Here is a 20,606-nt window from a genome sequence, read left to right as displayed (position 1 = left end):
AGTTTATTATATGTATCAGCGATTCACATTATTCATGCGATTTTCGCGCCAGACGTTCATAATCCTCCTGTGGCATTGGTTTTGCGAAATAATATCCCTGAATATAATTACAGCCAAGTCTCTTGAGCATCTGTACCTGTTTCTTTTCTTCAACGCCTTCTGCAATGACCGGCATATCCAGCGCTTTTGCCATCTGGATAACTGCCGCTAAGATCTTTTCTCCGCGCCCATCATCTTTGCCTTTGGAAAGAAACTTCATATCAATTTTCAGCACATCCAGATCAATGTCCTTTAACACGTTCAAAGATGAATATCCGCTTCCAAAATCATCCATCAGAATTGTAAATCCTGCCTTGTGCAGATAATTCACCGCATTTAAGATGACATTTTCCGTATCGGAAAAAACACTCTCCGTCAGTTCTAAGTGCAGGTACTCCGGTGGTATCCGGTATTTTTCCACAAGATTGACCAGTGACTCTAAAAAATTTGGATTATAAAGGTTGACACGGGAAACATTCACAGAGATCGGATCCGGCTTACGTCCTGCTCTTAACGCCGTGGCAATAAGCTGGCAGACCTGATCCCACACATAATAATCAAGTTTTATAATAAAACCGTTTTTCTCGAAAACAGGTATAAACTCTCCCGGTGAAACCATCGTCCCATCCGGTTTTTTCCAGCGTACAAGTGCTTCCGCGCCACGCGGCGTATAACCATCTAACTCATACTTCGGCTGAAAATAAACGACAAACTGTTTTTCCTCAAGTGCCGTATCCATTTCGTTTATGATCTGCTGCTCCCGCTGCATCTCTTTTCCCATCTGTTCCGTGTAGAGTGCCTCATGATGCATATACTGCCCCTTGCATTCCTGTGCCGCAATTACAGCATGCTCATAGATTGCCGATACCTCCATCTCCTTGTCCCGGATGATATAACATCCCGCCGACGTCTCAAGATAACAGCGCAGCTCCCCGTTTTTCTTCACCTGTTCCCGGATCTTCTGGGCGATCAGCAGTGCATCCTGTTCTTTTTCTACCGCAACACAGATTCCAAAAACATCGGAATTTAATCTGCCATAAGTATACGTCTTATATGCGCTGAGTACACCGCAGATATTGTGCGCCATACATCTTAACAGACGGTCTCCTTCTGCCGCACCATAGAAAGAATTGATCATTTTAAACCGGTCAATATCCAGCCGGATAAATGCAAATGTCTGATCCTTACTGTCATCCAGCATCTCCCTCGTCTTCTGGTAAAACATCTGACGGTTATAAATTCCTGTCAGGGAATCATACTCTAAAAAGTGCTGTTTGCTCCTTTTGATGGCATTCATGACACGAAACCAGATGATCTCCCGGTGGAATGACTTCGGTATAAAATCCCATACCCCATACTCCAGACAGCGTTTTTCATTTTCTACATTGTCTTCCGTTGTCGCAATGACGATCGGAATATACTTATATTCACTGTGTTTTTTGAATTCCTCCAGGAAAGCAAATCCATCCATTACAGGCATAATAAGATCCAGTATAATTGCCGCTACCGAAAGTCCTTTATCCTTTTTCAGATACTCCAGTGCCTTTTTCCCGTCTTCTGACTCTACGATCTGATAAGCTTTACGGAAAATATCAGCCAGGGACTGCCTGTTGAGCTTATTATCATCTACAATCAAGATCTTATTTTTTTTCATTGGTATCCCTCACTTTCTCTGAGGATTTGTCTTACACATAAATCTATTCTCATTATAATGTCTTTTATCAAATAGTACAACGAATTATTTGTCAGATTTTATAAATATTTTGTCTGATTTTACAAAAAATAATCGCAGTCAGTGTACTGCATGTCGTTGCGATCAGTGCCGGACCGACGATCTGCGCCGGATTCACACTTCCATACTGGCTGCGGTAGGCAATAATGTTTACCGGTATGATCTGAAGGGATGAAATATTGATGATCAAAAAATCACACATCTCGTTGCTGGCGGTCCGCTCCCCTTTTTTTACTGTGCCATCTGAAAATGCTTTCTTTCCACGCTCTTTTTCTAATTCCGCCAGCGCCTCCATCGCTTTTAATCCGGCTGGTGTTGCTGCCCATCCCAGTCCGAATATATTTGCAATCATATTGGTGGCAATATATTTATTTGCCGGATGATCTTTTGGAATATCCGGGAACAGAAAATGCAGCACCGGCGCAAGACGCCTTGACAATCCTGCAATGATACCTGTTTTTTCAGCGATTTTCATCAGTCCAACCCAGAAAGACATCACTCCCATCATGGTAATACAGAGTGTTACCGCCTCTTTTGCCGAGTCAAGCGCTGCCTGCGTAACCGCCGGAAGTGTGCCGTGAAATGCGGCAAATACAACGCCTGTCAAGATCATAAATGCCCAGAGATAATTCATATGTACCTCTCCGGTTTTTCTTTTATTTTATTTCTATATATCGCCATATATGTACCATTATTCATATAGAACTTTTTCAGTTATTTTTTCTAAATGTCAACATATATATCACTAACACCTGGATTTTTGAACTGAGGTATTTTATCTTGATATGGTTTTCTGATATTTTTCACAAATTTCCACGCTTAAGCCGGATATCCACACTTTTTCTCATTTTGCTGGTCGTTTTCCCCACAGTTTTCTCAGACGGATGCGCTTTCTCCAGGCATGCTCCGGATCAGTCTGCCCGTATCTCTTCCGGATATGAACCGGATCAGGCAGATTCCGTTTCTTCTGAATCCACTGATAATGACAATCAACGCACAGACAGCTCATCCGCGAATGCCTTTGACGAGTTTTTATTGCAGCTTTTCCGCTCGGAGGCTGCCCAGAATACCATAAACCTTCATTTTTCCCTCTCCTCCCCGGAATCTTACGGAATCACAGAAGTTCCAATTTCACTTGGCAGTATTTCCAGTCAGGCATCAAAGGAAAACCGTGCAGCCCTGGAAAACACGACTGCCGCCCTAAAACGTTTTGACCGCGAAAAACTGTCCAAAACCCGGCAGCTGACTTACGATATTTTGTCGGATTACCTTGCCATGGAGCAAAAGGGGACTGATTTTTCACTTTATGAAGAATACTTAACCCCTTCCTCCGGCACTCAGGCACAGCTTCCAGTACTTTATGAAGAGTATCGTTTTTCCTCCGAAGATGACATCAAAACTTACCTGAAACTGCTGCCCCTGACCAGTTCCCATTTTGACCAGATCATTGCTTTTGAAAAGCAAAAAGCTGCCGCCGGGCTCTTTATGTCCGATGCCATCTGTAAAAGTGTGATCGAACAGTGTTCCCGTTTTGCAGACGATGGGGACGATCATTATCTGATCTTAACTTTCAATAAAAAAGTGGATGCTTTTAAGGATCTGTCAGATGAACAGAAGACCGCCTATAAAAAACAAAATGAAAAGATTGTAAAAGAAGTGATTTTCCCTGCCTATACTTCACTGGCATCTTCCTTAACCAGCCTGCTTGGCAGCGGAAAAAATGAAAAAGGGCTCTGTTATCTGAAACACGGCAGAGATTATTACGAATATCTCGTCTACGAAAATACCGGCTGTGCGGATTCGATTGCGGATATACAGACTATGATCGGTCAGAAAAGACTTTCTGATCTAAGCGAAGCCGCCGCCCTGACGGATTCAAATCCCTCTCTCTGGAAGGATGCACAGAAAGCTTCTCTTTCCTATGCAGAACCCGCCTCTGTTTTAGAACAGTTGAAAGAACAGATGCAGGCAGATTTTCCAAAGGCTCCGGATGTTTCTTACACCGTCAGTCCTATTGAGGAATGTATGGAAGATTATCTTGCACCGGCTTATTATATCACTGCACCAATTGATGATTACAATGCCAATTCAATCTATATCAATGCAAAAACGGATGCATCCACCATGCGGTATTTCACAACGCTCGCCCACGAGGGTTTTCCCGGCCACCTGTATCAGACGATCATGTCCTATCAGTCCGGACTGCCGGCGATACGCAGTATTTTAAACTATCCGGGATATGTGGAAGGCTGGGCGACCTATGTGGAGATGATGTCCTATCATTATGCCGGGCTGAGGGAGGATGCCGCAACGCTTCTCGCCTTAAACCAGTCTGCCCTTTTAAGCCTTTATGCCTCGACCGATATCGGCATCCATTATGACGGCTGGTCGCTTGCCGATACGATAAAATTCTGGAACGATTACGGGATCAGCGATCCGGACACCATTGCAGAGATTTACCGCTATATCATATCAGAACCGGCAAATTATCTCCGTTATTATGTGGGTTATCTGCAGTTTCTGGAATTAAAGGACTATGCAAAGGAAATCTTTGGCAGTGATTATAATGAAATCTCATTTCATCAGGCAGTGCTTTCGATCGGCCCGGCACCGTTTCAAATCGTAAAGGATTATCTGAAAGATTTTTACCAGAAGTGACGAATCTACTCTTCCTTCAGCAGTGCCTGATATACATCCCGTTTGCTCATGCCGCGGTCTTTTGCCACCAGTTTCATCGCCTCTTTGTGCGGTATCCCCTGGCTTTCATATACCTGCATATGTTCCTCTAACGACATATCCTCCCAGGACTTTCTTGCCTCCTCGGCAAGTTCCTCGAAGGTTTTTCCATGAATCACGAGCACATACTCCCCGCGGGGTTCGTTCTCCTCATAGTAGGCAAGACTTTCTGACAGAGTCGTGCGCATTTTTTCTTCATAGCGCTTCGTGAGTTCCCGGCAGATGGATATCTGCCGGTCTCCGAGCGTATCATACAGTTCTTCTAATGTTTTTACAAGATGATGCGGCGCCTCATAAATAATGATCGTGCGTGTTTCATCCTTTAACTCCTGCAGAATAGCAGCCCGCTCTTTTTTCTCCCGCGGCAGAAATGCCTCGAACGCAAAACGCCTTGTCGGAAGCCCGGACATCGTAAGTGCCGTAATACACGCCGCTGCCCCCGGCAGGGATGTCACTTCAATTCCTTCCTCATAACAGATGCGCACTAAATCTTCGCCCGGATCGGAAATTCCCGGCGTACCCGCATCCGTGATCAGCGCAATGTTTTTTCCTTCCCGCAGCTTATCTGCAAGCTGATATGCTTTTTCTATCTTATTGTATTCATGATAACTCGTCATCGGCGTTTTGATCTCAAAATGATTCAACAGCTTAATGGAATTTCTGGTATCTTCCGCTGCGATCAGATCCACTTCCTTTAATGTGCGAAGCACCCGGTAGGTGATATCCTCAAGATTGCCGATCGGCGTTGCACATAAATATAATTTTCCTGACATGCCAGTCTCCGTTTCTGTTTTTAAAAGTGGTTTTTGTTTCGACACAACTTCTATCTATTAGCACATTATAAGGCTGCCGTGAGGAATTGACAAGAAAATCCTGTCCTGATGTACACAGTACGAATTGTATTAATTTATGCTATTTTTTCCGTACAGCTCGAAATATTTATCCGCCTGCTGCAGAGATATATTTAACCTGAATTATTCACAGAACAGTATCTGAACTGATAACTGTACCATGAATCCCCAAATTGACCCATGTAGCCTAAACATCGCTCAACCAATCTCCAAAAAGGGTATAAAATCCCTGTAGCAGAGTCCTGAGCGGTTATTAAGCTGTCAAGGTTCGTTAATAGTTGCTATTCCAGCTGTACATTCAGCTTACCGATATTTGAAAGTGTCTCATAGAATTCATTCTTATAAGGGCAGCTGCTACACAGCTTGAATGTGATATATCTTGCTGAACGAATTACTTTTGCAGCAATCTTCAGCAGTTTTAAACGGACGGTATCTATGCGTTGTTTTCGCATGTTTGCTGATAACGCCAATCGTCTAAACCAATTAAATATGTTATACGCAAGAGCGTGTACCTGAAGTCTGTTTGCATTTACGATTCTGGTATGACTGCTTACGGAAGCAAAATCAAAACCGGATTTGCTTTCTTTGATAAAGTTTTCCATCAGACCTCGCTTGCAGTAAAATTTGATAAGATACTCTGGTGCGGAATCCATGTTTGTGACAACAAATGTGTACATGTAAACCATCTGGTTTTCCGGCTTTTCAACCTTGCATACCACACGCCTTTCATAAGGCCATGACTTTGCTTTGTACATGAATTCACCATAAACTACCGCATAATCCACTTTGTTATTTCTGGTGATTTCATTAAGTTCATCCACAAAATAGGATGCTTTTTCACGGAGAAGACCATTCTCCTTCAGCCGGATCACATAGCTTGTGCCGTTTTCTTCACACTGCTTATAAAGATCAGGAGTCGCAAAACCACTATCACCACGAAGCAGAATACGGATTGCAGGATAATCATTCTGGTATTCATCCAGTATCGGCTGCAGGAAGTCAACCACTCCTGTACAGGAATACTGTGTTCCATCACGAAGCTGTACTTTTATCAGATCTCCAGTCATTCCGTCATAACAGACAAGCGGATGATAACCATTGCTTTGATAATGAAAGTTAAAGGCTCTGCCTTCCTGTCTGCCGTATGCATCAAGAAGGGTGGAATCCAGATCCAGAATAACAGCCGATGGCATCTGAATACTGTAAATTTTCTTCCGAAGCACTCTGGCAATCGCAAGGAACTGGTTTAAGGTATCTTCATCCATACGGTTAAAGAATCTCGATACCGTAGGCTGTGATGCAAGCGCATCTTTTTCAAGTACAGACTTGAATACCGGATCATTGGTCAGTTCATCGGAAGCATCATCTTCGAAATAACCGGCAATGATCATATATATCATCTGGAGCAGATTTTTCTGATCCGTGTGATATCTGAATAATGCAGGATCATTGGTCTTGAAAGTTTTGTCTAAAAGCTTATCAATACCAAGCTTGCTTATGAATTCTTTGATAAGAAGCAGACCTGCATCGGAGGAGAGATCTCCTCCATCAAAATTTATTTTTATCTGTCTATTGCTTTCTAAGGCTAAGGTGTTTACAATACTCATAAAGGGCTCCTTTGGGTTATTTTTTAAGATTCGACACCTTAATTTTACCACAAATGGATGCTCTTTTTTCATTCATCTGATAGGTGAAAAGCAATATTCAGTTAAAATATAGAAACTATGTGGTTTTCAGCCACTTTCACGGCTGTGCCGTGAATAATATAGGCTCAATTTTCTTTTTGCCGTCAACACCTGTAATGTTAATATATCCATCTTTTTGGGCTCTTTGTAACGGCGTAAACAGCACTGGTTCAAATGCTGTTTTAGCTATATCATTGATATCAAACATTTTCATTCTCCTTATCTGGAATTTTAAGCTCTGATAGAAAGTAAAATTACTCGCCAAAGATAAACCTAACGATTCTATCACTTGCTTTGTCAGTGGCGCTCATAATATCATCTTTCTTCCAATAAGGCTTATTAGCACTCTGATATTTGGAAACCAAGGCACGAGCTATAGGATATTTGCTATCGATATATCCTGTCTTGTTCTCGAGTTTAGTTGAAACCTTAGTTCTAAACCATTCGTTTCCGATTGCTCGATTAATCTTTTCTTCAAGAAGAATCTTGTTGCCTAATTTGTTTACGACGTCGTAGAATTCTTCTTCACTGTCAATCTCGGCATCTTTTCTAATTTCCTGAAGGTTGTTGCCGCTATATGGCATAATGTGTTCAATGTCATATTTTGTTCCAAGTGTAAAACTCAGACCTTTTTCTTTTGCAAAAAGAAACTCGTTCAGATATACCAGCACATTGCCATCATAGTCATGTAAAGCTGCCCAAATAGTTTCTTTATCCCAATTAGAACGGATATGTTCATTAAAATCCTGTGTGATTGCATCGACAGTGGTGCTTTTACTAACGAGCTTGACTTCTGCCCCAAACAAAAATGTCTTAAAATATTTACTGGAATAACCAACATCGACAAGTTCGAGAAGAGAAAACAGACGAAGCAAGCACTCAAGAATCGGTTCAACAAGTTCTTCTGTAATATTATCCTCATCGAATCTAAAGAAGTAGCTTGCCAAGAACAGTTTTGTGTTCTCGTTGAACTTTAGCAGAACTTTCATTTGAGGATATTCAGAAACCTTTTTCCAAACCTTAGCCAGTTTAACCATATCAGAACACATACCGATAGGATCAGTAATTGGCATTTTATTAATCTCAGTAAAATACCTTCTCAAGCCAGGTGTAGTCACATTGATTGCACCTGTTTCACTTATCGTTTCTTTGTTAACCGTTCGTATGTAATACATATACTGCATCAAGATCGAATTGATATCTGCTATACGAGTGCTTTCCAATTCGTTTATGCAGTTGTTCAACTGTTTCCACAAATCCGCAAACTCTTTTTCTTTTCCTCTTTTTTCTGCTTCCGCATATAGTTTCGCAGAGATGATATCCGAGTCGTAAAGAGGAAGCCCATCAGAGTTGAGAGAATTAAACATAGTGATAGCTTGCTCAACTTGCCAACTTTTAATTTCAATTACTTCACAGTTGTCCGTAATGGATTTTGCAATACTGTTCAATTGAGAATCTGACAGTTCACTTATCTTTCCATAGAAGAATTTGAAATTCCTAAAAAAGTTAGTATATCTGTTATCTTTTTGCTTGTATTTGATTTTAATTACTCTTGCTTCTGCTGAAGCGTAATCCGTAGCTTGAAGAATTGTTGACAATTCTGTCTTGTATTGCTCGTTTATAGAAAAATTCTCAAGGATGATTCCACGACGGCATATTTCAGCATCTTTAGCTGCATCGGGCTTGTCTGAAATATCTTCTGTTTCTGCTTTGTACAGAATACCCATTATTCTTCTTCTGCGTTCCTGTAAACCACGACAAAGGCTTGCAGAGTCCTCGTCACTTGCGGTCCTCTCAATTGCAATATTGATTCTGACCAGCAAAGCTTTTAATAACAACAAAAATGTGGTAGTTCTCTGCTGACCGTCAATAAGTCCATACTTTGTGTCATTATCCTGACAGTTGATAATAATTGTTCCGAAGAAGTATCTATCCTTGCTTTCGCTTTCAACAAAGTCATTGATGTCTTGCCAAAGCTTATCACAATTATCAATGCCCCAAGAATACGCACGCTGGTATTCCGGTATGGTAAAAACAGTATCTTCTTCGAGTTTCAGATAATCACCAATCTTTTTAAGTTTGGGTTCAATATTCTTTGCCATAATCAGGCCTCCATAACCGTTCTAAATATTTCATTGAGCTACCGTTCGTCTAACAATAATATTTATCCATTGTCACACATTACTCAGCTTGGCGCTGTAATGAGAATAACATTTAACTTAGCTCATCTATTGTTTTATCAATCTTCTCAATTGCATAGAGCGGCAAATTTATAAGCCAATCTTCCTTTTTGAAATCTGCCATCGAAGTACGAACAGATATATCAGGTGAAAACTTCTCCTGATATGTTTTCAAGCTCTTTGCTCTAAGGTTAACTTCTGCCTTCACTTCAACCGGAATAATTTGCTCACCTGTATCAATAACAAAGTCAACCTCACAAGAACCCCTATCGTTGGTATAATAATAAATACCTAAATCTTCGATGGTTTTTAATTGCTGACAAACATACTGTTCAGTAAGAGCGCCTTTGAATTCGACAAAAAGATCGTTCCCATCAAGCAAAGTACGTTGACGAAGCCCCGTCATGCATCCGAGCAATCCCACATCTACCAAAAATAACTTAAATGCTTTTAAGTCCTCATACGCCCGTAGCGGGATGCCCGTTGCATTTACACGGCTGACCTTATGAACGAGACCGCAATCACTGAGCCACATAATTGCGGTTTCATAGTCTTTCGCACGGGCACCTTCACGGACAAGCCCGTAAATGAATTTTTTGTTTTCTTTGGCTAACTGAGAAGGAATACTGTTCCACAACATACGAAGTCTTGGTACAATCTCATTTGGAGCATGTTTAGAGAAGTCTTGTTCGTAGGCTGCAAGGATTCGCTTTTGAATTTCACGGACCTCGTTAAAGTCTTTGTTCTCTGCGAAGCTTTGCACAGCTTCAGGCATACCACCGACAAAGTAGTATTGCTTTAAGGAATCGATATATGTTTGCTTAAAGCATGTAATCATCCCAAAGTCTTGCTTATCAAGAAGTTCGGCAAAACGTTCCTTATCGGTTGCCATCAAAAACTCTTTGAACGAAAGAGGATAAAGCTTTAAGAAATCTACCTTGCCAACGGGAAAAGATGTGCCTTGATGCAAAGCGATACCAAGCAAAGAACCGGCACATACAATGTGGTACTGCGGGGCGTTTTCATAAAAATACTTAAGAGATGCCAGCGCTCTCGGAACTTCCTGTACTTCATCAAAAATCAATAAAGAATTGTCTGGATCAATTTTGCGACCAGCATACAACTCTAATCCCATAATTAAGCGGTCAGTATCCAAGTCAGAAGCAAATAACTCTGCCATTCTGGAATTAGAGTCAAAATTGATATATATGGCATCTGTATACGCCTGCTTGCCGAATTCTTTCATTAGCCAGGTCTTGCCAACTTGACGTGCCCCTTCAATAATTAAGGGTTTGCGGCGTTTACTTTGTTTCCATTTTAATAGCTTTTCAATAGCAATTCGGTACATACATGCACCTCCGTCATCATAGTGTAAGTATAGTGTATCACACAGTCACAAAAATTACAACGATTTTTAGTCTGTTAAATACATTTTTACAGCGATTAAAGTTGATAAGTTTCACAATATTCTGACAAATATTAAAATACAAGCGATGCTTGGTAGGTTTACCGAGCACCGCTTGCGTGTAACTTTATTTAGTTAGCAATAAATCAATTCACATTTGATGATTCCTTCTGCTCGATTACGAATACTGTTCATAGCTCCGACCCATGCCATTTGGTTAGTTGCTTTTAACTCCCCTGTCACGCCCTCAGAAGCCTTCAATTGCTCAATAATAAGTTCCAGACGGTTCTGTGCCTGCTCATTCAAATCAGCGAGATATGTCCATAGCTCCCCGGTCAAGCAAAGGTCATCAAAGCGGATGGGATTGGATTCTCTCAAATATTCTCTGTGTATCCGTCCCCATCGACCAATAGATCTTGTTTCCTCTTGTAATTTAATATCAGGTATGAAGTAATCTCCACAACGAATATAGTTCAATTCTTGCATCATGTACGCCTCCTACTAAAGTTGAATAAATATATTAGTGATGAAAAAAGCGATACCTAGTTGTTAAAACCAAGTATCGCCAATTTTTCTTGTCGCACCCTGTACGGCAGCTACCCTATGTCAGTAATGTTCTCATGCTGTCTTATTGGAAGCTGCCGTCATCGCTCAGATTTTGTTTTAACATTGTCACATCCAAAAGATACTCTTCCATCTCTGTCCGATATACTTTCGAGACAACATATATGCTCTCTTTTAAATGACAGATTTTCCACTCCTGTGGTACACCGGCAGCTTCTTCTTTTTGCATCTGCTCAATGTAGCATCTTTTTTCCCGGATATTTTTAAGCAGTCTGCGTTTTACGGCAATTTCTTTTTCCAGTTCGGTTTCTTTCTCCGAAAGCAGTTTCAGGGACATTGCAACATCTCTGTTTTCCATAAATGTGCGAATGTCCCCAAGACTCATACCCATGTCCCGCAGCTCTAATATCGTATCGATCTGTTCAATCTGATCTAAGGAGTAATACCGGTATCTGGTGTCCGGATCAATATACCCCGGAGTAAACAGACCGATACGGTCATAATGCCGCAATGTTTCTGTTGTAATGTGCTTGATCTTCCCAAGCTGCGTTATACTAAGATAAGCTTTCATGTTCAATTAATTGATTCACCTTCCTGCGGAGTTCAATGAACTCATCCGTATCTTTAAGTGACAGATCACGATCATACGGCAGCAATACCGGAACCTCTGCCTTTACGGTTCCCGGTCTCTGGGTCAGCACATAAATTTTGCTGGATAAAAAGACTGCCTCCTCTATATCGTGTGTGACAAAAATAACAGTCGGCTTTTCCTCCTGCCAGATCTGGCGCATTAAAAGCTGCATGTCCGCTTTGGTCTGCGGGTCTAAGGCGGAGAACGGTTCATCCATAAGCAGTACCTCCGGGCTGTTTGCCAGTGCTCTTGCGATCGCAACCCTCTGTTTCATACCACCGGAAAGCTCCCTTGGATAACTGTCACGGAATTTTTCCAGTTTGATGATCTTTAAATATTTATTCAGAATCTCTTCCTGCTGGTCCGTCGGCATTTTCCGCAGTTTTAACCCGAACTTAATGTTATCTCCGACTGTCATCCACGGAAAAAGTGTATAGGACTGGAATACCATGCCACGGTCCGCTCCAGGGCCTATGATGTCACGATCCTGAATGACGATCTTTCCCGATGTCGCAGTGTCAAGACCGCCGATCATACGCAAAAGAGTGGATTTACCACAGCCGGACGGTCCTACGATCGATACAAATTCATTTTCCATGACATTGATATTCACATCTTTCATCGCCTGGACATCGCCTTTGGCAGACGGATATATTTTCTGCAGATCTCTGACATAAACGGTACTGTTTGCAAGATTTGCCTCTATATGATCTTCCGCAGGCGGAAGTATATTCTTTTTTTTCTTAAAAAATCCCATATGCTAAAACCTTACCTTTCTAACGGTTTACGCAGCCGCCCACGGAAACAGTTTTTTATTTAAAAATGCAAAAATGCGGTCCGTAATCAGTCCAAGCAGACCGATCAAAATAATGTTGGCAAAAATAGCGTCCGTCTTTAAGAAACGCTGCGATTTTAAGATTGTGTATCCAAGTCCTGTATTGGCAGCTACCAGTTCGGCGCTGACCAAATAGGTCCACGCCCAGCCGATCATCATTCGCAGTGTTTCCATCAGCCTTGGCATCATTGCCGGAATCAGGATCTTAAAGATCGTCTTTGGAGTGTTTGAACCTAACGTATAACCGGCATTGATCAGATCATCCGGTACCGCAAGCGCATCATCCGCAACCATTAATACCAGCTGGAAAAATGTACCGATAAAAATGACCGTGATCTTTGCACTTTCCTCGATTCCCACCCATACCATGATAAGAGGTACAAATGCCGGAACCGGCATATAACGGACAAACTCACACAGTGGGCGGATAAATGCTTCTGCCTTTTTGAATGTTCCAACTAAAATACCGATCGGGACACCTAAAAGAACCGCATATACAAAACCAAGGGTGATCCGGTAAATACTGATTCCTGTGTTTTCAAGCAGGCTGCCATCCTTGATGGACTCTATATAGAAGCGCACCACATTTTGTGGTTTCGGAAGAAAAATTTCCTTGATCGCACCACTCTCACTTGCAATCAGCCACGCAGCAAGCACAAAGACGAATGAAAGTATTGCAAACAATAGATATTTTTTCCTGTCGATTTCCTTTCTTATCTTAATTCGAATCATTATTCTGCCCCCTTAATGTAGGTATCATCCAAAATAGAGCTTAAATCATCCGGGATCTCATCGATCATCTTAGTTGATAACAGGAACTCAGCCGATTTCTGTAACGTATAAGAAAGATAGGTGTAATCATCACCGTCTTTAAAAGTTTCTTCATTCTTTGCCTTATCAAAAATAGTAACCCCGTCTAACATGGTCATATAATCATCTCTGGTAAGCTCTGCACCGTCGCAGATTGCCTGAATGAACTCATCATCTCTTGCATTTAATTTTTCAACACCATCAAACCAGGAATCGACGATTTTCTGTACCGCATCGGAACTTGAATCCAACACTTCCTGTCTGACCGCAAGTGTATCCGGGATCAAACCAGGCTCTTCCTTTGTTCTGTACAAAAGTTTTCCACCTGCATTGATCGCTGTGGAAAGTGTCGGCTCCCAGAGCACTGCTGCATCAATACTTCCCGCAATGAATGCCGGCCCTGCATCGTTGATCGTCATATTGACAAAGTTGACATCATCGACCGTCATATTGTTTTCTTCTAATATTTTCAGCAAAAACATATGCTCTAAGGTACCAACCTCAGTTGCAACTGTCTTACCCTTTAAATCTTCAATACTGTTAATTCCATCCTGTACCACGATACCATCTGCACCGTAGGAATTATCATTGACTAAAACAACTTTAAAATCCACACCCTCATTGACCGGCGCTACCGCATCGGAAGCTGCAATACAGATACCATCCACCTGTCCGGAATAAAATGCAGTCAGTGAATCGCTATATACCGGGAAAAACTGGAGGTCAACATAGACACCATTCTGTTCAAAAATACCGGTGTCCTTCACGCCGTACCATGCATACCAGCCGGACATCGGGCTGACACCAAGGATGAACGGATTGCTTTCTGTTCCTTTTGCCTTACCTGCATCTGCAGTCTTTTCCGTCGCTTTTGCACTATCACCATTTGCTGTACTGTTTCCTAATGTGCTGTTATTTCCACATCCTCCTAACATGGCAAGTGCCATCATTGCAATAAGCAGAATACTGATACTTCTCTTAATTTTTTTCATACGGTTGTCCTCCTCTTCCTCTTACTGCGCTTACATGATCGCTTCGATTCCTTTTTCTCCGGTTCTTACGCGGATCGCATCATTAACCGGAAGTACAAAAATTTTTCCGTCTCCGGCATGATTCGTCTTATTAACCTCCACAACCGTGTCGATCAGTTTCTGTAAATCTTCATCCCTGACAAACATATCGATCATTCTTTTTGCGACCAGTCTGTGTTTTACCGGTGCCCCCTCATCATAATCGTAATGTACCGGGCATTTTCCTCTTCCGATGATTTCACGGATCGTCATGGAATGAAATCCTGCCTGGTCTAAGGCATCTTTCGTCGGAAAATACATTTTCGGTCTTAATATAATCATTACCTCTTTCATCGCGGCACCTCCGTCCTATAACTCGTCTTTTCCACTGCTGATCGTGATTGCACGCTCCACATCGCTGACAAAAATTTTTCCATCTCCGTAGGTTCCGTTTTTATCCACTCTCGCGTTTTCAACAATTACTTTCAGCACCTTATCCACGTCCCCATCTTCCACAACAAGCATGATCAGTTCTTTGGGGATTTCATCATAATAGGTGTCACCTACTTTTAAACCTTTCTGTTTTCCACGTCCAAGCACGCTCATTTTGGTTGCTGCTGCAAAACCGCCTGCAAGCAGTGCATCAAGTACATCCTCTGATTTTTCCGGTCTGACGATCGCTTTTATCATCTTCATATTTGTATCCTCCATTTCTTCCTGCTTATTGTTCATTAGCTACTTCATTCCTTATTTATGCCTTTTATCATTACATGTTTGTTATTACGTCTTTATTGTTACACTTCGTACTTCCCGATATCAGTGATCTCCTTTGCGTTTGCCAGCCCGTATTCCTCACACAGAAATCCTTTTACAATCCTGCCATCGGATAATTCCACATCCCCGATACAGAGTGGTTTCCTGATCTGACCTAAAAATGCTCCGACACTCACAACCGGCAGTTCATAGATATCAACTGCGATCGCAGCGCCTTTTTTATCGTCATACACCATGCCCGGTTTCTCCGGTACCGTATCCAGACGGTACATCCTGTAATGTGGTGCGGTGTTTACACTTTCCCGATAGGAAGCCCCAAGCTCTGTCAGCTGGCTTTCCAATGGAAATCCTTTTTTATGCAGTCCGCATACCGCAAACGGGATACTCTGTGTCTTTAAAAACTGTTCCGCCGTGCCAAGGATCTCGCCCTCCTGATCGGATAATGAGAAAATGGTAATTCCAAACGGAATGCCTGTATCTGCCGTATTTTCCGGCACTGCTATGGCACACATGTCAAGCAGGTTACAGTGATTTGTATAAAGTCCCATCTGACTGTTTGTGGAAATCGGATCTTTTCTGACATCATCTCTTTTAAATGTACCGCCCGCCGTCGGCATGATGAGAACGGCGTCTTTTAAAATGTGTCTTGCCCGCATCCGGTATTCCTGTAACTGGTGCATCGCCTCGAATACTTTTCTTGCCGTGTGCTCCGGTTTATCGCCTGACCTTAAAACTGTTTCTGTTACCGGAAATACTTTTCCCGGGTGGCTCTCCACGAAATCACCGAGATCTTTCCAGCGCTCTGCCACCCAGGGTCCGTCATAAAGAATGGATGCTGCCTTTGAAAACATCGTGTAATCGATATATTCCACGGTAATTCCCATATCCTCGATCCGCTTTTTCGCCTGTTCCCATTTTGCTTTGTAAATATCTGCATATGGTCCGTAAAATGTCACACCGTCTTTTGCCAGACAGATTTTTTTCGGAAGTTTTGGCAGTGGCTCTTTGTACGCCCTTGACCAGCAGCACTCTTCATCCACGCCGCGTGCCGCAAGGTTGACTTTCTCTGCATCTTCCAAGCTGTTTGCAAACACGGTGACACAGTCAAGGCTTGCGCATGCCGGAACCACTCCTTTGGTCGACCAGGCACCGAGAGACGGCTTGTAGCCCACCAGACAGTTTAATGCTGCCGGTACACGGCCGGAACCTGCGGTATCTGTTCCCAGTGAGAACGCTGCCATTCCAAGTGCCACAGAGACTGCGGAACCGGAACTTGATCCACCGCTGATCAGCTCTGGATCAAGTGCGTTTTTTACTTCTCCATAAGGGCTTCTCGTTCCGACAAGACCTGTTGCAAACTGGTCTAAGTTGGTTTTCCCAACCGGAAATGCGCCTGCCCCGATCAGTTTTTTTACAACCGCTGCATCTTCTTTTGGATCATATGCATAATCCGGACACGCTGCTGTCGTAGGAGATCCCGCCACATCAATGTTGTCCTTGACTGCAAACGGGATACCCCATAATGGAAGCGATTCCATATCTTTTGGAAGTTTTTCAATGTAACCCATCATCCGTTTCAGATCCGGCGCGACAATCCAGATATTATAATCCCTGTACTTTTCTGCCCGGCGCACGATCTCGCCGGCAAGCTCCGCCGGGGTAAGTGATCCTTCTTTATAACTGTTTCTGATCCATGTCATTGTCAGTTTTTTGGGGAAATATTTCATATTTATCACTCTCCTTTTACACGCGGATACTTGCCGCAAGCTGTCCGGAATTTACCTGTTCGCCCGGTTTTAAATATACTTTTTCAATGGTTCCGCTGTACTCTGCCGTAACCGGGAATTCCATTTTCATGCTCTCTAAGATCACAAGAGTGTCCCCCTCTCTGACCTTCTGTCCGTCCTCAACTAATACCTTCCATACACTTCCCGGAATATTGGTTCTTGCTGCCTCACAGCCGTCCGGTACGGTTTCTTCCACGATTGCCGGTGCATCCTGTGTCTCGGAATCAAACTCATCGAGTCCTTTTTCTTTCCACATCTGCCGCTCAGCCTCAAAAGATGCTTCCTGATGGTCTTTAAATACACGGATCGTATCTTCATGCTCTTTTAAGAACTCCTGATATTTTCCAAGATTGAAGCTTGTCTCTTCTATCTTAATCTTGAATCTTCCACGAAGAAAATCTTCTCTGTCTTTTAAAATTTCCTCTGCACTGACCGGATAGAAACGGATCTGGTCAAAGAAATCCAAAAGCCACGGTTTTCCGGACTTAAAGTATTCTGTCTCTTTGAGTGGGTTCCACATCTGGATGGTACGTCCGACAAACTGATAACCGCCAGGGCCCTCCATACCATAGACACACAGATAGGCGCCGCCAATACCAACTGCATTTTCCGGTGTCCACGGTCTTGCCGGATTGTATTTCGTCGTTACCATACGGTGTCTCGGATCGACTGGTGTTGCAACCGGAGCACCGAGATATACATCTCCAAGTCCAAGTACCAGATAATCTGCATCAAATACGATTTTCTTTACATCTTCGATACTGTCTAAACCATTGATCCTGCGGATAAATTCCGGGTTGCTCGGACACCATGGTGCATTTGGTCTTACCGTCTGCTGATAACGTTTTGCTGCAAGCTGTGTCTGCGGATCATCCCAGGATAACGGAAGCCAGATGATTCTTGACGGAACCGTTACATCGGAAAGTTCCGGTAATGTGCGGTTGGTTTCAAGTACCGCTGCAAGCATTTCCTTAAGAGAAATCTTTTCGATATCAAAATGTACCTGTAAGGAACGGATGCCCGGTGTCAGGTCAATAATCGGCAGATTTTTTTTCTTTAACTCCTGCATTAGAACGTGAACACGGAAACGGATCGCAATATCGAGTTCCATCTCTCCGTATTCCACCAGAATATTATCTTCACCATCAAGTCTTGCAACGATCTTTGTTCCCGCTGCCGTTTCCTCTGCGAGGATCGCGTAATGATAATCAAGATCTTTTTGCTCCGGCAGTACAACTTCTTGATATTCATGACGAAGATTTGCTTCCTCCGCTTCCCGGATTTCCTTTGCCTGATCTAAATCAAGAAGCCTGAAGTGAACTTTATCGCCCGGATGAAGCTGTCCTAATTTCCACATCTCGCCTTTTGCCGTTGTCACGGAACATACAAATCCGCCAAGGCTCGGACCGTCCGGTCCAAGTAAAATGGACTGGTCACCGGTCAGATCCAGGGTACCTACCGCATAGGCATTGTCGTGAATGTTTGACGGATGAAGTCCTGCCTCGCCGCCATCCTCCCGTACCCACTGAGGGATCGGGCCATTTAAACGGATACCGGTTCTCGCGCTGTTAAAGTTTACCTCATACTCAGATTCTGTTAAGGTCTTTAAGTATTCCGGTTTCAAATATTCCGGTGTCGGCTGTGGCCCCGGGATCACACCGATCGTCCACTCATTCGTCAGTTTTGGACGATATTTTTCCGGCATGGAATCGATCGAATCGATCACACATTTTTCCTGTAAACGAAGCACATCTCCGGTGCGTAAGGTACGTCCGTTGTGTCCGCCGAATTTTCCATCAATAAAGGTAGAACTGCTGCCCATGATCTTTGGCATATCAAATCCGCCTGCCACTAAGAGATAGGTTCTCATTCCGACTTTACAGTCTTTAAATTTCAGCACCTGCATGGCGGATGCATGTACCACCTGATACATCGGGATCTCCACTCCATCTAAGGTTGCCTTCATATCTGCACCTGTGATACAGAAACTTACGGTTGTACGGAAACGGTAACTGCCGCCTCTTAATGTCAGCTCTAATCCCGGTGCACTCTCATCATTGCCAAGAATGCTGTTTCCAATTCGGAAGTTATAAGCATCCATTGGGCCACATGGTGGAACTCCTACAAACCAGTAACCGATCATGCCCGGATAATCCTGAACCGTTGTCTGTACTCCGCCGTCAAGTACTTCGATTGCATGCTCCTGTGGCATAAAATCTTTTAACATTCCGGTAAATAATGCACCGGTCTGATAGGTTTCTGTTTTTAACAGTGCTGCTAAATACTGCATATTTGAGGTAATTCCGTACACTCTTGAATCTTTAAGTACACGTTCCATCTTTGCGATCGCATCGGCACGGTCACTTCCATGTACGATCAGTTTTGCAAGCATCGGATCATAAAGGGATGTTACCTCCACACCTTTCTGGATCCAGGTCTCCACACGCGCTTCCGGTGAAAATGTAACCGCATCGATCTTTCCTGTGCCAGGGCGGAATCCGTTAATGCAGTCCTCAGCATAGACACGAACCTCGATCGCATGTCCCTGCGGCTTATGTACCAGTGATTTTATATTTTTTAACTCACCAGCAGCCTCTTTGACCATCCACTCCACAAGGTCGATCCCAAGTACCTCCTCTGTGATACCATGTTCTACCTGAAGTCTTGTATTTACCTCAAGGAAATAAAATCCTTCCGTCTGATCATCGTATAAAAACTCAACCGTTCCGGCACTTCTGTAGGAAGCTTCCTTTGCAAGCCGTTCTGCTGCCGCATACATTTTTTCCCTGACTTCATCCGAAAGATTCGGTGCCGGACTCTCCTCAACAACTTTCTGGTTTCTTCTCTGTACCGAGCAGTCTCTCTCTGCCAGTGCTGTTGTCTCACCGTATTCGTTGCCGAAAATCTGCACTTCCACATGGCGGGAACGCGTTACATATTTTTCAAGAAATACGCCGGCATCATTAAAGTTTGCTGCAGCGAGATGACAAACTGCATCATAAGCCTGCCGTAATTCTTCGGTGGAGTTACAGATCCTCATTCCAATTCCACCGCCGCCTGCGGTGCTCTTTAAGATAACCGGATATCCGATTTTTTCTGCCTCTGTAACTGCTTCTTCCACTCCGGACAAAAGTCCTGTTCCAGGTAACAGTGGAACATCTGCCTTCTCTGCAAGTGCTCTTGCGGAATGTTTCAAACCGAATAACTTGATCTGTTCAGAATCCGGTCCAATGAACTTAATGCCGTTCTCCTCACATTCTTTCGCAAAATCTGTATTCTCACTCAAAAATCCGTATCCCGGATGGATGGCTTTTGCACCGGTATCTAATGCAGCTTTTATGATTTTTTTTGTATCGAGATATGTCTCTTTTGCCGTACCATCGCCAATGTATACTGCCTCGTCTGCACGTTCCACATGTAAACTATCCTGATCCGCCTTAGAATATACAGCAACACTGCCGATTCCCATTTTCTTTAAGGTACGTTCAATTCGAACTGCGATTGCTCCACGATTTGCTATCAGTACTTTATCAAACATAGGGAATCCTCCAAACTTTTTTCACATTT

The 20,606-nt window shown here is 43.0% G+C and carries 17 protein-coding genes; 1 reads left to right on the top strand and 16 read right to left on the bottom strand.

The window, feature by feature from the left end:
* Positions 1–28 precede the first annotated feature (28 nt).
* Both H8S51_RS01020 and H8S51_RS01015 read right to left on the bottom strand, forming a co-directional pair.
* A complete protein-coding gene (locus H8S51_RS01020) occupies positions 29–1,693 on the bottom strand; it encodes a two-component system response regulator (RefSeq protein ID WP_015521781.1) in 1,665 nt (554 codons plus the stop codon).
* 91 nt (positions 1,694–1,784) lie between these two features.
* Complete coding sequence (locus H8S51_RS01015; protein ID WP_015521780.1) at positions 1,785–2,405, bottom strand: hypothetical protein; 621 nt, start codon at positions 2,403–2,405, stop codon at positions 1,785–1,787.
* A 146-nt stretch (positions 2,406–2,551) separates the two neighbouring features.
* Between H8S51_RS01015 and H8S51_RS01010 the strand changes: the two genes are divergently transcribed.
* Positions 2,552–4,429: a DUF885 domain-containing protein gene (locus H8S51_RS01010; protein ID WP_241070828.1), complete on the top strand. Its 1,878-nt coding sequence runs from the start codon at positions 2,552–2,554 to the stop codon at positions 4,427–4,429.
* 5 nt (positions 4,430–4,434) lie between these two features.
* Here H8S51_RS01010 and rsmI read toward each other — a convergent pair whose 3' ends face one another.
* The 14 genes from rsmI to uca form a co-directional block, all read right to left on the bottom strand.
* Positions 4,435–5,280 carry a 16S rRNA (cytidine(1402)-2'-O)-methyltransferase gene (gene rsmI, locus H8S51_RS01005; protein ID WP_186900492.1) on the bottom strand — a complete coding sequence of 282 codons (846 nt, stop codon included), beginning with the start codon at positions 5,278–5,280 and terminating at the stop codon, positions 4,435–4,437.
* A gap of 359 nt (positions 5,281–5,639) precedes the next feature.
* Positions 5,640–6,965, bottom strand: coding sequence for an IS1380 family transposase (locus H8S51_RS01000; protein WP_241070783.1), 1,326 nt, complete (start codon positions 6,963–6,965; stop codon positions 5,640–5,642).
* 136 nt (positions 6,966–7,101) lie between these two features.
* Complete coding sequence (locus H8S51_RS00995; RefSeq protein WP_186900507.1) at positions 7,102–7,251, bottom strand: hypothetical protein; 150 nt, start codon at positions 7,249–7,251, stop codon at positions 7,102–7,104.
* A 46-nt stretch (positions 7,252–7,297) separates the two neighbouring features.
* Positions 7,298–9,145 carry a DUF262 domain-containing protein gene (locus tag H8S51_RS00990; protein ID WP_186900508.1) on the bottom strand — a complete coding sequence of 616 codons (1,848 nt, stop codon included), beginning with the start codon at positions 9,143–9,145 and terminating at the stop codon, positions 7,298–7,300.
* A 112-nt stretch (positions 9,146–9,257) separates the two neighbouring features.
* Entirely contained in the window at positions 9,258–10,571 is a 1,314-nt protein-coding gene (locus H8S51_RS00985; protein ID WP_022461260.1) for an ATP-binding protein, read from the bottom strand.
* 192 nt (positions 10,572–10,763) lie between these two features.
* Positions 10,764–11,117 carry a TnpV protein gene (locus H8S51_RS00980; protein ID WP_186900509.1) on the bottom strand — a complete coding sequence of 118 codons (354 nt, stop codon included), beginning with the start codon at positions 11,115–11,117 and terminating at the stop codon, positions 10,764–10,766.
* A gap of 139 nt (positions 11,118–11,256) precedes the next feature.
* Entirely contained in the window at positions 11,257–11,763 is a 507-nt protein-coding gene (locus tag H8S51_RS00975) for a MerR family transcriptional regulator (RefSeq protein WP_241070992.1), read from the bottom strand.
* Positions 11,747–12,580, bottom strand: coding sequence for an ABC transporter ATP-binding protein (locus H8S51_RS00970; RefSeq protein ID WP_186900511.1), 834 nt, complete (start codon positions 12,578–12,580; stop codon positions 11,747–11,749). Before H8S51_RS00970 ends, H8S51_RS00975 begins: the two co-directional genes overlap by 17 nt.
* A 27-nt stretch (positions 12,581–12,607) precedes the next feature.
* The gene (locus H8S51_RS00965) at positions 12,608–13,390 is read right to left on the bottom strand and encodes an ABC transporter permease (RefSeq protein WP_186900512.1); all 783 of its coding nucleotides are present in this window, start codon (positions 13,388–13,390) and stop codon (positions 12,608–12,610) included.
* The gene (locus H8S51_RS00960; RefSeq protein ID WP_186900513.1) at positions 13,390–14,460 is read right to left on the bottom strand and encodes an ABC transporter substrate-binding protein; all 1,071 of its coding nucleotides are present in this window, start codon (positions 14,458–14,460) and stop codon (positions 13,390–13,392) included. The genes H8S51_RS00965 and H8S51_RS00960 overlap by 1 nt, the downstream gene beginning before the upstream one ends.
* Positions 14,461–14,490: 30 nt before the next feature.
* Positions 14,491–14,832: a P-II family nitrogen regulator gene (locus H8S51_RS00955; protein ID WP_006856601.1), complete on the bottom strand. Its 342-nt coding sequence runs from the start codon at positions 14,830–14,832 to the stop codon at positions 14,491–14,493.
* Between the two features lie 15 nt (positions 14,833–14,847).
* Positions 14,848–15,210 (bottom strand): P-II family nitrogen regulator, encoded by a 363-nt coding sequence (locus H8S51_RS00950; protein ID WP_186900514.1) that lies wholly within the window; start codon positions 15,208–15,210, stop codon positions 14,848–14,850.
* Between the two features lie 62 nt (positions 15,211–15,272).
* Entirely contained in the window at positions 15,273–16,979 is a 1,707-nt protein-coding gene (locus H8S51_RS00945) for an allophanate hydrolase (protein ID WP_186900515.1), read from the bottom strand.
* Between the two features lie 16 nt (positions 16,980–16,995).
* Positions 16,996–20,577: an urea carboxylase gene (gene uca, locus H8S51_RS00940; RefSeq protein WP_186900516.1), complete on the bottom strand. Its 3,582-nt coding sequence runs from the start codon at positions 20,575–20,577 to the stop codon at positions 16,996–16,998.
* Positions 20,578–20,606 lie beyond the last annotated feature (29 nt).

This window comes from Roseburia rectibacter, from assembly GCF_014287515.2.
GTDB lineage: Bacteria > Bacillota > Clostridia > Lachnospirales > Lachnospiraceae > Roseburia > Roseburia rectibacter.
The sequence above is the reverse complement of the archived record's forward strand: the minus strand, read 5'-3'. Positions and strand labels throughout refer to the sequence as shown.